This is a genomic window from Streptomyces sp. AC555_RSS877 (assembly GCF_019049245.1).
GTDB lineage: Bacteria > Actinomycetota > Actinomycetes > Streptomycetales > Streptomycetaceae > Streptomyces.
In genome coordinates this window covers 1-14,731 of record NZ_JAGMUK010000213.1, presented here as the reverse complement: position 1 = coordinate 14,731, position 14,731 = coordinate 1, and the positions used below count along the sequence as shown (strand labels likewise).

The following is a 14,731-nucleotide window of genomic DNA, read 5'->3' as shown; positions in this document are numbered from 1 at the left end:
AGTGGCTGCACACCTACAATCACCACCGAGGACACACCGCTCTGAAAGGCCAACCACCCGCCAGCCGCGTCCCCAACCTCACAGGGCAGTACACCTAGGCCGGCCCCTGTTCAGCCCAGGGGCCGCGGCTGGGTCAACTCGTCGTAGACACTGAGGACCTGGGCGACGGTCTCGTCCTCGGTCGGCCAAGTCGCCGCCTGGCGCACGCCCTTGTCCCGCAGCAGTTCCTGGCGCCCGGGATCACGGAGCAGCCGTACGACGGCTTCGGCGAAGGCCTCCGCGTCCCCGTCCGGGACGAGCTCGGCCGCGTCGCCGACGAGTTCGGGGACACCGCCCGCGTCGGTGGCGACGAGCGGCACGCGCGCGTGGAGGGCCTCCTGGGCGAGGACGTCCCGCGACTCCCCGCTGCTCGGCAGCAGTGCGAGGTCGGCGGCCGCGAGCAGCTCGGTGACGTCGTCCCGTCGCCCGATGAGCCGGACGGGCAGTCCCTCGTCCTCGATCCGCCGCTGCAACTCCCCGCGCAACGGCCCCTCCCCCGCGATCACCACCAGCGGCGCCGGGTCGAGGCGGAGCCACACGCGCGTGGCGTCCAGCAGCAGGTCGTAGCCGCGGTGCCGGTCGAGGGAGCCGACGGCCATCAGCAAGGGGCGTCCGGTGGCGCCGAGTTCGGCCCGGACCTTGGGGCGCAGCCGGTCGGGGTCCTCGGGCTCGGCGGCCTTGCGGGGTCCGGGCAGGGCGACGGCGGCGAGCCGGGCGTCCCGCGCCCCGGTCCGGCGCGCCCGGTCCACCAGGGCCGAGGTGGTGCCGAGCACGACGGCGGCGGCCTTCACCACCCGCCGCTCCAGCAGGCGCAGGAAATGGGCGCGGGCGCCCTCGGCGTACGCCCGGTCGTGCCAGGTGACGACGAGCGGGGTACGCCGCCCGCTCAGCGCGAGCACCGCGCGGAAGGAGGCGTGCAGCCCGTGCGCGTGCACCAGGTCGGCGTTGGTGCACGCCATCCGCAGCGCGGCCACGGAGCCCGGGTCGCTGCTGCGCGGCACGTGCACGTGCTCGGCACCGGCCCCGGTGAAGTCGTAGGCGCGATCCGCCTCGACGGGGGCGCACACCGTGACCCGCACGCCCCGCGCGACCAGCCCCGAGGTCAGGGAGCGCACGTGCGCGCTGCTGCCGGCGTTGCCTCCGCCCAGCACCTGTACGGTGCGCAGCGGCGACTGGCCGTGCGGTGAGTGGCTGCTCACGGGGGTCACGTGGCCGGGGCTCCTGGTTCGGCGTCGGGCGGTCACGAGGAAACGTACAGAAGGTGTCGGGCGGAGGGGTGTACCGCGCGCTTCCTACGCGTTACTGCGTTCCAGGCCAAGGATGCCAGTACGTACGGGTGTTCCGGGAACGCCGGGTGCCGGCCGGCGCGGAGGCACGGCGGGTCGAGTCACCCACACGAGTGAAGGAGGGCCACGTTCCGCACATATGTGCCCTCACTGTTCCACCTGAGAGAAGGGCATGATCCCTTCGTCGGCACCCCGTCACCTGCCGCCCACCGAGCGCGCCACCTCGCTCACCCTGTCCCCGTACACGGCCGCGGCCACCACCGCGGCGGCGTGCGCGAGCAGCCCGGCGCGCCCGTTGCCGGCGACCACGGCGGCGCCCAGGGCCGCACCCAGCGCGTGCGCGCCCGTGTCGCCGATCATCGCGCGCTCACCGAGGTCGTCGGGCAGTACGGCCACGGCAGCACCCACGGCGGCCGCGGACAGCTCCGCCCCGGGCCCCGCCCTCAGCAGTCCCGGCGCGCCGAGTACGACGACCGCCGCGGCCGCCCTTCCCGGCCGTACGTCCACGAGGTTCACGAAGTGCGCGGCCCCGGCGATCACGACCCCCGCGAGCACCTTGTCGACGGCCCGCTCCTTCAGCAGGGCTCCCGCGACGAGCCCTGCCGCGGAGACCCCGAACAGCTTCACGGCCCCGCTGGTGACCTCGCCGTCCAGGAGAGCGGACAGGTGCGCCCTGAACCCGCGCCGAAGGTCACCGGCTCCGGCGACATCGTCGTAGGCACCGCAGACACCGGCGGCGAGGACTGCGAATCCGGCGGCGGGACGGACCCGGGCCGCCCCGAGCGCGGCCGCTGCGACGCACGCGGGACCCGCGTACAGCTCGACGGTCCGGCCGGCGTAGTTCTTCCGCTCCCAGCGGTCCCGGCCGCCTGGGGCCAGTGCGCGTAGTCCCGCCGTGGTCGCCCGGGCCAGCCCGGCCGCCAGGACGAAGCCGGCGCTCCTCCTCATCCGCGTGATCATGCCGCCACCTTAGGGAACCAGCGGGGCACCAAGAGCGCGGGGCGGCGAGGCCTGTCAGCGGGGTGCCGGTACCGGACCGGGGTCTCCGCGATGCCGGGACGAGCTCGTCACCCGTCCGCCCTGGCCGTCGCCAGCAGTTCCTCCGCGTGCGCCCGAGCGGTCTCGGAGTTCTCCTGGCCGGCGAGCATCCGGGACAGTTCCCGGATGCGGTCCTCGCCCTCCAGCACCTTCACGCCGGACCGGGTCACGGACCCGTCGTCGGTCTTCTCCACCAGCAGCTGCCGGTCGGCGAACGCGGCCACCTGAGGCAGGTGCGTCACCACCACGACCTGCGCGGTCTTCGCGAGCCGGGCCAGCCGCCGCCCGATCTCCACCGCTGCCTTGCCACCGACCCCGGCGTCGACCTCGTCGAAGAGATAGGTCGGCACGGGATCGGTCCCGGCGAAGACCACCTCCACCGCCAGCATCACGCGCGACAGCTCACCACCGGACGCGCCCTTGGCGATCGGCCGGGGCGGCGCACCCGGATGCGGGGCCAGCAGCAGCTCGACCTCGTCGACACCGGCCGGCCCGTACGCGACCGCACGCCCGCCGACCTCGACGCCTTCGGGGTCCTCGGTCTGCCGGATGTCGAAGGACACGCGTGCGTGCGGCATGGCCAGCGAGGCCAGCTCGGCGGTCACGGCGGCCGCGAACCGCTCGGCGGCCTCCGTCCGCGCGTCCGTCAGCGCCTGCGCCAGGCCGCCCAGTTCGGCCCGCAGCCCGTCCCGCTCGGCGGTCAGCTCACCGATCCGGTCGTCGTCACCGTCCAGCTCGGTGAGGCGCTCGGCACTGCGCTCGGCCCAGTCCAGCACCGAGGCGACGTTCTCGCCGTACTTGCGCGTCAGCGCGGTCAGCGCGGCCCGCCGCTCCTCGACGGCCGCCAGCCGCAGCGGATCGGCGTCGAGGTCGTCGGCGTACCCGGCGAGCTCCCCCGCCACGTCGCCGAGCAGGATCCCGATCTCCCCGACCCGGTCGGCGAGCCCGGCCAGCGCCGGGTCGTACGACCGCACGGCGTCCAGGGCGCGCTGCGCGCCCGCGACGAGCGTGGCGGCGTCGATGCCCTCGGGATCCTCCGGATTGCCGGCGACCGCGGCGTGAGCGGCCGTGGCGGCGGACGCCAGGGCCTCCGCGTGCCCGAGCCGCTCCGCCTCCTCCGCGAGCTCCACGTCCTCCCCGGCGCGCGGCTCGACGCCGGCGATCTCGTCGAGCCCGTAGCGCAGCATGTCGGCTTCCTGGGCCCGCTCACGCGCACGCGTGGTGATCTCGTCGAGCTCGACGGAGACGGCCCGCAGCCGCCGGTACGCCGCGGTGTACTTGGCCAACGGCCCGGCCACCGCGTCACCCGCGTACCGGTCGAGCGCCTGCCGCTGCCGGGACAGCTTCAGCAGCCCCTGCTGATCGGTCTGCCCGTGCACGGCCACCAACTCGTCGGCGAGTTCGGCGAGCACCCCCACGGGCACACTCCGCCCGCCCAGGTGCGCCCGGGACCGCCCTTCGGCGGAAACGGTACGGCTGATCAGCAGCGCACCGTCGTCGAGCTCGGCCCCGGCCTCCTCGGCCCGGACGGCGGCCGAGTCGCCCGCGGACACACTGATCCGCCCCTCCACGACCGCGTTCTTGGCGCCGATCCGCACGAGCGCCGCGTCGGCACGACCACCGAGCAACAGCCCCAGGCTGGTGACCACCATGGTCTTGCCGGCACCCGTCTCACCCGTGACAGCGGTGAACCCGGGTGACAGCTCGACGACCGCGTCGTCGATGACACCGAGCGACCGTATCCGCATTTCCTCCAGCACGGACACGACCTTACGAGGTCGGGGAGGAGGAGTGCGACGGCCCCCGCCCCTGACATGTGAAGGTGCAGGTAACGAATGCGCACAGGCCTCACTCGTCACCCGGGCGAGTGGATCTGCCTCAGGGGCGCGGGGAACTGCGCGACCAGCCACGGACGACCCGCAGCCGCGCGAACAACCCCGCACCCCCTCTGGCAGCGCTAGTGCGGCGCCCCCCGCCAACCAGAAACCGGCAACGCGAACTTCGCCACGAGCCGATCAGTGAACGACGCGTGATGCAGCCGGGCCAACCGCACCGGCACGGCCCCCCGCCGCACCTCGACCCGCGCCCCCGGCGGCAACTCCACCGTCCGCCGCCCGTCACACCACAGCACGCCCGGCGGGATGTGCGGCAGCACCTCCACCGCCAGCACGGAGTCCGGCGAGGTCACCAACGGCTTCGCGAACAGCGCGTGTGCACTGATCGGCACCATCAGCAGTGCCTCGACCTCGGGCCACACCACGGGCCCGCCCGCCGAGAACGCGTAAGCCGTGGACCCGGTCGGAGTGGACAGAACGATCCCGTCACATCCGAACCCGGTGACCGGCCGCCCGTCGATCTCCAGCACGACTTCGAGCAGCTTCTCGGCGGAGACCTTCTGCACGGCGGCCTCGTTCAGCGCCCAGTCGGTGTGCACGATGTCCCCGTTGCGATGCACGACGACATCGACGGTCATCCGCTCCTCGACCTCGTACGCCTTCGTCGCCACGCGCTCGACGACCCTGTCGAGGTCGTCCCGCTCGGCCTCCGCGAGGAAGCCCACCCGCCCCAGGTTGACGCCCAGCATCGGCACCCCGGACGCCCGCGCGAACTCGGCGCCCCGCAGCAGCGTCCCGTCACCCCCGAGCACGATCAACAACTCGCACCCGTCGAGGCACTGAGGGGTCGCCTCCTTGACCAGCTCCACCTCTTCCGGCAGCGGCAGATCCAGCGCCTCCGCCTCCAGGACGCGTACGCCGATGCCCTCGCGCAGCAGTCCCTTCACCACCAGTTCGGCGCTGCGGATCGCCGCGGGCCGCCCGGTGTGGGCGAGCAGGAAAACAGTACGAGCTCGGTTCTGGCTCAACGCGGCCCCTCCGCCACTGCACGGTCAACGTCGGCCGGGTCCAGTGGGGGTGCCCCCGACCGCAGCCACAGAAAGTATTCGACATTCCCGGACGGCCCGGGCAGCGGACTGGCGGTGACACCCTTCACGCCGAGCCCCAGTTCCCACGCCCGCCGCGCCACCGCGCTCACGGCCTCGGTCCGCAGCTGCGGACTTCGTACGACTCCCCCACTGCCCAGCCGCTCCTTCCCCACCTCGAACTGTGGCTTGACCATCATCACCAGATCGGCATCCGGCTTCACGCACCGCACCAGGGCGGGCAGCACCAGGCCGAGCGGGATGAAGGACAGATCCCCCACGACAAGATCCACAGGCTCCCCATCGATCGCTTCGAGCGTCAACTCGCGTACGTTCGTACGGTCCTTGACGGTGACGCGTTCATCGCTCTGCAGGGACCACGCGAGCTGTCCGTAACCGACGTCGACGGCGACGACGTGCGCCGCGCCCGACCGCAGCAGGACGTCGGTGAAACCCCCGGTGGACGCGCCGGCGTCCAGCGCCCGCCGCCCTTCGACGACCAGCCCCTCCGGCACGAACGCCTCGAGCGCGCCGGCGAGCTTGTGGCCGCCGCGCGAGACGTAGTCGGGATCGCCGTCGTCGACCGCGACCAGGATCGCCGCCGCGGTCTCCACCTGTGTGGCGGGCTTGGTCGCGACGGCCTTGCCGACGGTGACCCGCCCTGCGGCGATCAACTGGCTGGCGTGTTCGCGCGAGCGCGCCAGCTTCCGGCGGACCAGCTCCGCGTCGAGACGACGGCGTGCGACTCCTGCCACGTTCGGTTCAGCTCCTGCTCTGGTAAGGCGCGGGGGGCGCCGGAGGTCCCGGGCGGGCGTCGAGCGCGGTCAGCGCGTCACGCAGCCCCCGGTGTACATCCTCGTACACCTCGAGGTGTCCGTCGGTGGCGAGGTGGTCGGCATCGGCGAGCCGCTCCAGCAGGGCGTCGACCTCGGCGTTGCCCGTCGGGCCGCGGGGCACGTTCAGCGGGGCGGGGGCGGCGGGGTCGTGGTCGGGCTCCACCGGCGCGTCGTGCGGTGCCTCGCTCTCCGGCACTGTGTCGCTCATGCCCAGACGCTACCTCGTAGCGCTGGGGTACCGTCGAGCGCGATGGCAACGATCGAGGAGTGCCGCGCCGCACTCGAGAAGCTCTCGGACAACATGCAGAGCGCCGAAGGGGACGTCCGCACGGCGGCGGCCCTGGACCGCTCGGTGAGCTGCCGTATCACCGACCTGGACGTCACCTTCGTCGGCCGCATGACCGGCGGCCGGATCCGGGTGACCGACACACTCCAGGGCCCTCCGCCGGACAAGGCCCAGATCAGACTGACGATGGCCGGCGACGACCTGGTGGCGCTGGTCGCGGGCGAACTCAACTTCGCGAAGGCCTGGGGTTCGGGCCGGGTGAAGCTGGAGGCCGGCCTACGGGACCTGCTCCAGCTCAGGAAGCTCCTTTAGCCACCACCGTCGCTCCGGCGGCCCCGGCCTTCGCTTCCGCCGCCACGACCTTCGCCTCCGTACGCGCCTTCCGTGCCGCCGGCACCACCAGCGGCGTGCCCGTCTCCGGGTCGTCGATGACCTGGCAGCGCAGCCCGAAGACCTCCTCGACCAGTTCGGCCGTGACGATGTCGTTCGGGGCGCCCTCGGCGATGATCGTGCCGTTCTTCAGGGCGATCAGGTGCGTGGCGTACCGGGCGGCGTGGTTGAGGTCGTGCAGCACGGCGACCAGGGTGCGGCCCTGCTCCTCGTGCAGCTCGGCGCACAGGTCGAGGACGTCGATCTGGTGCTGGATGTCGAGGAAGGTCGTCGGCTCGTCGAGCAGCAGCAGCGGGGTCTGCTGGGCGAGCGCCATCGCGATCCACACGCGCTGCCGCTGACCGCCGGACAGCTCGTCGACATAACGGTCGGCGAGTTCGGCGACCCCGGTCTGGGTCATGGACTCCTGGACGACCCGCTCGTCCTCGGTGGACCACTGGCGCAGGATGCCCTGGTGCGGATAGCGGCCGCGGCCCACGAGGTCGGCGACGGTGATGCCGTCGGGCGCGATCGACGACTGCGGGAGCAGTCCGAGGGTGCGCGCGACCTTCTTCGCCGGCATCGACTGGATGACGTTGCCGTCGAGGAGCACCCGGCCCTGGTTCGGCTTCAGCATCCGTGACAGTGCCCGCAGCAGCGTGGACTTGCCGCACGCGTTCGGGCCGACGATCACGGTGAAGGAGTTGTCGGGTATCTCGACCGACAGCTCCTCGGCGATGACCCGCTGGTCGTAGGCGAGCGTCACGTTCTCGGCGGACAGGCGGTTCACAGTGCTCCTTCGGGGGTTCTCGTTCGCCGTGCCGCGCGTCTCGGGCCGGGGTTTTCTCTGCGGGCTCGTCTCCGGCTTCCGCGGGCTCATATCCGGCCCGCCTTGCGCTCGCTGACCAGCAGCCACAGCAGGTAGACGCCGCCGAGGACACCGGTGACCACGCCCACGGGCACCTGGTCGGCACCGAAGGTGCGCTGCGAGACCCAGTCGGCGGCGACCAGGAGGGCGGCGCCCATGCACAGGGACGGCAGCAGGTTCGGGCCGGGCGAGCGGGTCAGGCGGCGGGCCAGCTGCGGTGCGGTGAGCGCCACGAAGCTGACGGGGCCGGCGGCCGCGGTGGCGGTCGCGGTGAGCAGGACGGCGGCGACCAGCAGCAGCAGCCGTACGCGCTCGACGCGCACCCCGAGGGCGTAGGACACGTCGTCGCCCATCTCCATCATCCGCAGCCCGCGCGCGTTGGCGAGGACGAGCGGCACGAGCACCGCGCACAGCGTGAGCAGCGGCCAGACCTGCTCCCAGTCACGCCCGGCGAGCGAGCCGGTCATCCACACGACCGCACGGGCGGCGTCCACGATGTCGGACACGGTGAGCAGATAGCCGTTGATCGCGGTGACGATCGCGGAGACACCGATACCGACCAGAACCAGTCGATACCCGTGCACACCCCGTTTCCAGGCGAGCAGATAGATGGCGAACCCGGTCGCGAGTCCGCCCACGAGCGCGCCCAGGGTGACTTGCGCCGCGCTGCCGGAGAACAGCACGATCACCACGAGCGCGCCGGCCGTGGCGCCCTGCCCGAGTCCGAGCACGTCCGGACTGCCCAGCGGATTGCGGGAGATGGCCTGGAACAGCGCACCCCCGACGCCCAGCGAGGCGCCGACCAGGAGCCCGACGAGGACCCGCGGCAGCCGCAGTTCGTTGACGATGAACTCCTGTCCCGCGTTGCCGTCGCCGACGAGCGTCTTCAGCACGTCGGCGGCCGGGATCGGGAAGTCGCCGGTGCCGATCAGCACGACGCTCGCGGCGAGCGCGGCGAGCAGCAGCAGGCCCACGACGGTGACGGCACGGACGTCCACACGGAGCGAGAGCCCGCCCGGCGTCCTGATGGCACGGTTGGTCTTCACAGCTGCGCCGTCCTCCGCCGTCGTACGAGATAGATGAAGACCGGGCCGCCGAGGATCGCGGTGACGATGCCGACCTGGAGCTCCGAGGGCCGGGCGACGATCCGGCCGAGGACGTCGGCACCGAGCAGCAGCACGGGCGACAGGACGGTCGCGTACGGCAGGATCCAGCGCAGGTCGGGCCCGGTGAAGGACCGTACGACGTGCGGGACCATCAGACCGACGAACACGATCGGCCCGCACGCGGCGGTCGCCGCCCCGCACAGCACGGTCGCGGAGAGCATGGCCAGCGCCCGGGTGCGGTTGAGGTTGGCGCCCAGGGCCTTGGCGGTGTCGTCGCCCATCTCCATGGCGTTCAGCGGCCGGGCGAGCGCGAGCGCGAGGACGGTGCCCACCGCGAGGAACGGCAGCACCTGGAGGATGGCCGCGTTGTTCGCCGAGGCCAGCGACCCGACGGTCCAGAAGCGCATCCTGGACAGCGCCACGTCATCCATGATCATCACGGCCTGGAGATAGCCGTAGAGCGCGGCGCTGATCGCGGTGCCGGCGAGCGCCAGCCGCACCGGGGTCGCTCCCCGGCTGCCGCCGAGGAACCAGACCATCGCCCCGACCGCGGCAGCACCGACGAACGCGAACCAGACGTAGCCGCTCAGCGAGGTGACGCCGAAGAAGGTGATGGCGGTGACGACCGCGGCGGACGCGCCCGCGTTGATGCCGAGCAGGCCGGGATCGGCCAGCGGATTGCGCGTGAGGGCCTGGAGCACGGCCCCGGACAGGCCGAGCGCGGCACCGGCGAGCAGCCCCAGCACGGTCCGCGACAGCCGGTCGGCGACCACGACGTCGCCGTACGTCCCCGAATCCTGGAACAGGCCGTGCCAGACCTGCCCCATGGACAGCGCCTTGGCTCCGATCGCGATGCTCGCCGACGCGACGACCACCAGGATCACCACGGAGACGAGCAGCCCAACGGCGCGTATCGCCTGGCGGTTCGGGGGCGCGGGGGCACTCTCCGCGCGCTGTTCGGGGGGAATGTCGACCAACACGTGGTTAGGTTAGCCTACCCTCGCATTCAGCCACGATCCCGTGTCACGGGTGCTCGGGTAGCCGCCCCGACAGCTCACAAACCCAGCCGTGCCAGCGCCTTCCCTCCGTCCAGCGCGCACACACCCTCTCCGGCCGCCGTCCAGGCCGCCGCGCACAGCGCGCGCAACCCGTCCAGGGACTCGCCCTCACCGTCGAGTTCCAGCCGCTCGGCACCCGCCACGGCCGTCCAGCCACCGCACCGGAACCCATCGCCCTCCTCGGTGACCTCGGGCTGCCCGGTGAGCATCCCCCGCAGATCGGCGTCGACATACGTCGGCCTGTGCTGCGGCGGCGCGGCGAGCAACTGCGCGCCGTCCGTCACGCCGGTGAGGACGAGCAGCGAGTCCACCTCTCCGTTGAACGCGCCCTCGATGTCCGTGTCCAGCCGGTCCCCGACCACCAGCGGCCGCTCGGCGCCGGTGCGCAGGATCGTCTCCCGGTGCATGGGCGGCAACGGCTTGCCCGCCACCTGCGGCTCGGCACCCGTGGCGATCCGTACGACCTCCACCGCCGCGCCGTTGCCCGGCGCGATCCCGCGCGCGCTGGGAATCGTCAGGTCGGTGTTGGACGCGAACCACGGCACCCCCCGCGCGACGGCGTAGCTCGCCTCCGCGAACCGGCCCCACGGCAGCTCGGGCCCGCCGAACCCCTGCACGACCGCCGCCGGATCGTCGTCCGCCGACTCGACGGGCTCCAGCCCGTGTTCGCGCAGCGCCACCCGCAACCCCTCCCCGCCGATCACCAGCACCCGCGCCCCCGCCGGCACCTGCTCGGCGATCAGCCGGGCCACCGCCTGCGCGGAGGTGATGACGTCCGACGCCTCCGTCGGTATGCCCAGCTCCGTGAGGTGGTCGGCCACGGCGTGGGGCGTCCGCAGCGCGTTGTTGGTGACGTACGCGAGATGCATCCCGCCCGCCCGCGCGGTCGCGAGCGACTCGACGGCGTACGCGATCGCGTTACCTCCCGCGTACACCACCCCGTCCAGATCGAGCAGCGCCGTGTCGTACGCCTCGCTCAGGGCCTGTCCCATGCCCTCGGGCTTCGTCCTCACGGCCTGGCTCATTCCGCATCGCTCCTCGTTAGCTCGCTTTCCCCCGATCATCGCGCATGCCACCGACACCCGTACGATGCCGGGATGAACACAGCAGGTCACTCGGAAGCAACGGCGCGCCGAGGCCTGGAACTCACCCCGTTCCGAGGCCTGCGCTACGACCCCGACCGGGTCGGCAGCCTGGCCGCCGTGACCTCACCGCCGTACGACGTCGTCGTCCGCCCCGACGGCCTGTACCACCTCCAGTCCGCCGACCCGTACAACATCGTCAGGCTGATCCTGCCCCAAGCCGCAACCCCCGACGTCCGCAACGAACAGGCCGCGGACACCCTGCACCGCTGGCTGTCCGAGGGCGTCCTGACCACCGACCCCGAACCGGCCCTGTACGTCTACGAGCAGCGCGACGGCGACGGCGTGCTCCAGCGCGGCATCATCGGCGCCCTGCTCCTGTCGGAACCGTCGGAGGGCGTGGTCCTGCCCCACGAGGACGTCATGCCGCACGTCGTCGCGGACCGCGCGGCCCTGATGCGCGCCACCTCCGCGAACCTGGAGCCCCTGCTCCTGACGTACCGCGGCAACGGATCCGCGTCCGCGACCGCCGAGGTGGTCGAACGCACGGCCGCACAGCCTCCCCTGCTCGCGACGACCACGGAGGACGGCTTCAGCCACCGCCTGTGGTCGGTCACCGATCCCGGTGACCTGGCCGGCATCCGCTCCGACCTCGCCGACCGCCAGGCCCTGATCGCCGACGGCCACCACCGCTGGGCCACCTACCGGCGTCTACGCGCGGAGCACCCCTCCCCCAGTCCCTGGGACCACGGGCTGGTCCTCCTCGTCGACACGGCCCGCTACCCGCTGCGCGTCCGCGCCATCCACCGCCTCCTGCACCACCTGCCGGTCACACAGGCCCTGGCGCCCCTGGAGGGCCTCTTCCGCGTCCGCCACCTCGACGTCCCGCTGGCCGACGCCCTGGACACCCTGGCCGACGCGGCCCGCGCGGGCAACGCGTTCCTGCTGGCCGGCGACGGCGCCTTCCACCTCGTCGACCGCCCCGACCCCGCCCTGCTGGCCCGCACGATCCCCACGGACCGCCCGGCCGCCTGGCGCACCCTGGACGCGACGGTCCTGCACGCCACCCTCCTCGACCACGTCTGGCACATCCCCGAGGACTCCCCCGCCCACATCGCCTACATCCACGACACGGCCGCCACGGTCGAGAAGGCGGAACGCGACGGCGGTACGGCGGTCCTGATGCACCCTGTCCTCGAGGAGGTCGTACGCGACCTCGCCCGCCAGGGCGTCACCATGCCCCGCAAGTCGACGTCGTTCGGCCCGAAGCCGGCCTCGGGCCTGGTGCTGCGCTCACTGAACGCCTGACATGCGAAAGGGCGGGACCCCATACCCGGGGTCCCGCCCTTTCACTCGAGAACATCAGTCCTTGTACTCGCCCTTGTCGCCGTCGGCGTCCTCGTCGTCCTCGTCGTCCTCGGTGACCTCGACGGCTTGCTCGGGGGCGTCGTGGGACTCGACGTCGTCGTCAGCCTCGACTTCAGTGTCGACCTCCGCCTCGACCTCCGCCTCGCTCTCGTCGAAGGCGTCGACGAACTCCACCCCGTCCAGCTCGGCGAGCCGGTCCGAGGCGTCCGTGCCGCCGTCCTTGTCGGCCTCCGCGGACTTCGCGAACCACTCCCGGGCCTCGTCCTCGCGACCGGCCGCCAGCAGTGCGTCGGCATAGGCGTACCGCAGTCGCGGGGTCCACGGCTGTACGGAGTTGGAGGCCAGCTCGGGGCTCTGCAGCGTCACGATGGCCGCCTCCAGCTGCCCCATGTCGCGCCGGGCGCCGGCCGCGACCAGCCGCATCTCGACCTGCCCGGCCTTGTCCAGCTTGCGCACCTCGGGCGCCCTGGCCATCTCCAGCGCCTTCTCAGGCCGCCCGAGCCCACGCTCACAGTCCGCCATGACGGGCCACAGGTCGACACCGCCCGTCATCCGCCGCGCGGCCCTGAACTCGGCGAGCGCCTCGCTGTACTTCTGGTTCGCGTACGCCGCGAACCCGCCGGCCTCTCGTACGGCAGCCACGCGCGACGCCAGCCGCAGAGCCACCTTCGAGTAGGCGTAAGCGCTCTCGGGCTCCTCGTCGATGAGTCGCGCGACCATCACCAGGTTCTTGGCAACGTCTTCGGCGAGCCCCTTCGGCAGACTCTGCAGCTCCTGCCGTACGTCCTTGTCGATCTCCTCGCCGGTGACGTCCTCGGGGATCGGCAGCCGCTTGATCGGTTCGCGGTCCCGGTCGCGCTCGTCACGGAAACGCCCGCCACCGCGCCGGTCATCACTTCCACGGAAGCCGCCGGGACGTCCACCACGGTCGTCACGCCGAGGCCCACGGGGCCCGCCACGGTCGTCCCGACCACGGAACCCACCGCGCTCACCGCCGCGGTCGCCACGGCTGTCGTCACGCCGGTCATCCCGACGGTCGGCGGGACGGAACCCACCCCGGTCGCCCCGGTCACCACGGCTGTCGTCACGCCGGTCATCCCGACGGTCGGCGGGACGGAACCCACCGCGATCGCCGCGATCGTCACGACGGAAACCCCCACGGTCACCGCGGTCGTCGCGACGGAAGGGAGGACGGTCATCGCTGCGGACCCCGCGGTCACGCTCGTCACGACGGAACCCACCGCGGTCGCCGCTGTCACGGCGCTCTGCGGGGCGATCGTCCCGCCGGTCATCGCGGCGAGCGAAGCCACCACGGTCGTCACCGCGACGGTCGTCCCGCCGAGCGCCGGACCCGCCACGGTTGTCATCGCGACGGAACCCACCGCGGTCCCCACGGTCGTCACCCCGACGCTCTACGTGCTCCCCACGGTCGGGACGGTCGTCACGGCGGAAGGGAAGACGGTCACCCTCACGCCGGAACGTGGGACGGTCACCATCACGCCGGAAGCCACCGCCGCGGTCGTCTCGACGCGGCCCAGTAGGACGGTCGTCCCGCCGGAACGCCGGACGAGGTCCGCGGTCGCCGCCGACTCGACGGTCAGCAGGCCGATCGTCACGCCGGCCACCGGGGGCGCTCCGACTGTCGTCGCGACGGAACCCACCACGATCCCCACGGTCGTCGCCGCGACGGTCATCACGGCGGTCATCACGGCGCGGGCCCCCGCGATTGTCGTCACGGCGGAAGCCGCCTCGATCACCGCCGACGCCGCGATCATCGCGACGGTCGTCCCGCCGGTCATCGCGGCGGACGAAACCCCCGCGGTCGTTACCACCACGATCGCTACTGCCACGGTCATTGGCACCGCGGCTTTGGGCACCGCGGTCGTTACCACCACGACCACTGTCGCGACGGTCGTTGTCCCGGCGGACCCCGCCACGGTCTCCGCCGCGGTCCCCGCGGTAGCCGCCTCGGTCGCCCCGATCTCCGCGGTCACCACTGTCCCGTCGCCGCTGGTCGCGCTCCGGTCGGTCGTCGGGAGAGTTGGTGGACATCGGTGACTCCTGTCTTCGGTACTGCAAGTCATTCTCGCGCAATCGGGTACCCGACGCGCTCCGGAAAAACAAAAAGGACCCCTGGCCCCAGCTGAACGCTGGGGACCAGGGGTCCTTCCAAAAATTGTTCGGCGGCGTCCTACTCTCCCACAGGGTCCCCCCTGCAGTACCATCGGCGCTGTAAGGCTTAGCTTCCGGGTTCGGAATGTAACCGGGCGTTTCCCTCACGCTATAACCACCGAAACCCTATTGGTTTCGAGCGAACAAGCACACTTTTCAGTTTTGCGTTCAGCTCTAAGCCGGCAACAGTCGTTGCCTCAGAACTAACACAGTGGACGCGAGCAACTGAGGACAAGCCCTCGGCCTATTAGTACCGGTCAACTCCACACGTTACCGTGCTTCCATATCCGGCCTATCAACCCA

The 14,731-nt window shown here is 72.1% G+C and carries 13 protein-coding genes, 2 rRNA genes and 1 pseudogene; 2 read left to right on the top strand and 14 right to left on the bottom strand.

Going from position 1 to position 14,731, the window contains the following annotated elements; genetic code table 11:
- Window positions 1-110 precede the first annotated feature (110 nt).
- From KUM49_RS42515 to KUM49_RS42490, 6 genes are all read right to left on the bottom strand, one after another.
- The gene (locus KUM49_RS42515; RefSeq protein WP_217242295.1) at window positions 111-1,247 is read right to left on the bottom strand and encodes a glycosyltransferase family 4 protein; all 1,137 of its coding nucleotides are present in this window, start codon (window positions 1,245-1,247) and stop codon (window positions 111-113) included.
- A 273-nt stretch (window positions 1,248-1,520) separates the two neighbouring features.
- Window positions 1,521-2,285 carry a hypothetical protein gene (locus tag KUM49_RS42510; RefSeq protein ID WP_217242294.1) on the bottom strand — a complete coding sequence of 255 codons (765 nt, stop codon included), beginning with the start codon at window positions 2,283-2,285 and terminating at the stop codon, window positions 1,521-1,523.
- 107 nt (window positions 2,286-2,392) lie between these two features.
- Window positions 2,393-4,111 (bottom strand): DNA repair protein RecN, encoded by a 1,719-nt coding sequence (gene recN / locus KUM49_RS42505; protein ID WP_217242297.1) that lies wholly within the window; start codon window positions 4,109-4,111, stop codon window positions 2,393-2,395.
- 209 nt (window positions 4,112-4,320) lie between these two features.
- Window positions 4,321-5,226, bottom strand: a complete 906-nt coding sequence (locus KUM49_RS42500; RefSeq protein WP_217242293.1) for an NAD kinase — start codon at window positions 5,224-5,226, stop codon at window positions 4,321-4,323.
- Window positions 5,223-6,038, bottom strand: a complete 816-nt coding sequence (locus KUM49_RS42495) for a TlyA family RNA methyltransferase (RefSeq protein ID WP_217242292.1) — start codon at window positions 6,036-6,038, stop codon at window positions 5,223-5,225. Before KUM49_RS42495 ends, KUM49_RS42500 begins: the two co-directional genes overlap by 4 nt.
- Window positions 6,039-6,045: 7 nt before the next feature.
- Window positions 6,046-6,327 carry a hypothetical protein gene (locus KUM49_RS42490; protein WP_217242291.1) on the bottom strand — a complete coding sequence of 94 codons (282 nt, stop codon included), beginning with the start codon at window positions 6,325-6,327 and terminating at the stop codon, window positions 6,046-6,048.
- 42 nt (window positions 6,328-6,369) lie between these two features.
- On the opposite strand from KUM49_RS42490, the gene KUM49_RS42485 reads away from it, so the two are divergent.
- Window positions 6,370-6,717, top strand: a complete 348-nt coding sequence (locus tag KUM49_RS42485; protein WP_217242290.1) for an SCP2 sterol-binding domain-containing protein — start codon at window positions 6,370-6,372, stop codon at window positions 6,715-6,717.
- Here KUM49_RS42485 and KUM49_RS42480 read toward each other — a convergent pair.
- The 4 genes from KUM49_RS42480 to KUM49_RS42465 all read right to left on the bottom strand — a co-directional run bounded on the left by KUM49_RS42480 (window position 6,701) and on the right by KUM49_RS42465 (window position 10,831).
- Window positions 6,701-7,654: an ABC transporter ATP-binding protein gene (locus KUM49_RS42480; protein ID WP_254402642.1), complete on the bottom strand. Its 954-nt coding sequence runs from the start codon at window positions 7,652-7,654 to the stop codon at window positions 6,701-6,703. The two genes, KUM49_RS42485 and KUM49_RS42480, sit on opposite strands and share 17 nt — an antisense overlap.
- Window positions 7,651-8,688 (bottom strand): iron chelate uptake ABC transporter family permease subunit, encoded by a 1,038-nt coding sequence (locus KUM49_RS42475; protein WP_217242288.1) that lies wholly within the window; start codon window positions 8,686-8,688, stop codon window positions 7,651-7,653. The genes KUM49_RS42480 and KUM49_RS42475 overlap by 4 nt, the downstream gene beginning before the upstream one ends.
- Window positions 8,685-9,728, bottom strand: coding sequence for an iron ABC transporter permease (locus KUM49_RS42470; RefSeq protein WP_217242287.1), 1,044 nt, complete (start codon window positions 9,726-9,728; stop codon window positions 8,685-8,687). The genes KUM49_RS42475 and KUM49_RS42470 overlap by 4 nt, the downstream gene beginning before the upstream one ends.
- Window positions 9,729-9,802: 74 nt before the next feature.
- Complete coding sequence (locus tag KUM49_RS42465; RefSeq protein WP_217242286.1) at window positions 9,803-10,831, bottom strand: HAD hydrolase-like protein; 1,029 nt, start codon at window positions 10,829-10,831, stop codon at window positions 9,803-9,805.
- A 72-nt stretch (window positions 10,832-10,903) separates the two neighbouring features.
- Between KUM49_RS42465 and KUM49_RS42460 the strand changes: the two genes are divergently transcribed.
- Window positions 10,904-12,196 carry a DUF1015 family protein gene (locus KUM49_RS42460; RefSeq protein ID WP_217242285.1) on the top strand — a complete coding sequence of 431 codons (1,293 nt, stop codon included), beginning with the start codon at window positions 10,904-10,906 and terminating at the stop codon, window positions 12,194-12,196.
- Between the two features lie 54 nt (window positions 12,197-12,250).
- Here KUM49_RS42460 and KUM49_RS42455 read toward each other — a convergent pair whose 3' ends face one another.
- The 4 genes and pseudogenes from KUM49_RS42455 to KUM49_RS42435 form a co-directional block, all read right to left on the bottom strand.
- On the bottom strand, window positions 12,251-13,084 hold the full coding sequence (locus tag KUM49_RS42455; RefSeq protein ID WP_217242296.1) for a tetratricopeptide repeat protein: 834 nt from the start codon (window positions 13,082-13,084) through the stop codon (window positions 12,251-12,253).
- 15 nt (window positions 13,085-13,099) lie between these two features.
- A pseudogene (locus tag KUM49_RS49475) lies at window positions 13,100-14,308 on the bottom strand (hypothetical protein); the annotation flags it as partial.
- 126 nt (window positions 14,309-14,434) lie between these two features.
- Window positions 14,435-14,551, bottom strand: a 5S ribosomal RNA gene (gene rrf, locus KUM49_RS42440).
- Window positions 14,552-14,655: 104 nt separating this feature from the next.
- A 23S ribosomal RNA gene (locus tag KUM49_RS42435) occupies window positions 14,656-14,731 on the bottom strand; the annotation flags it as partial.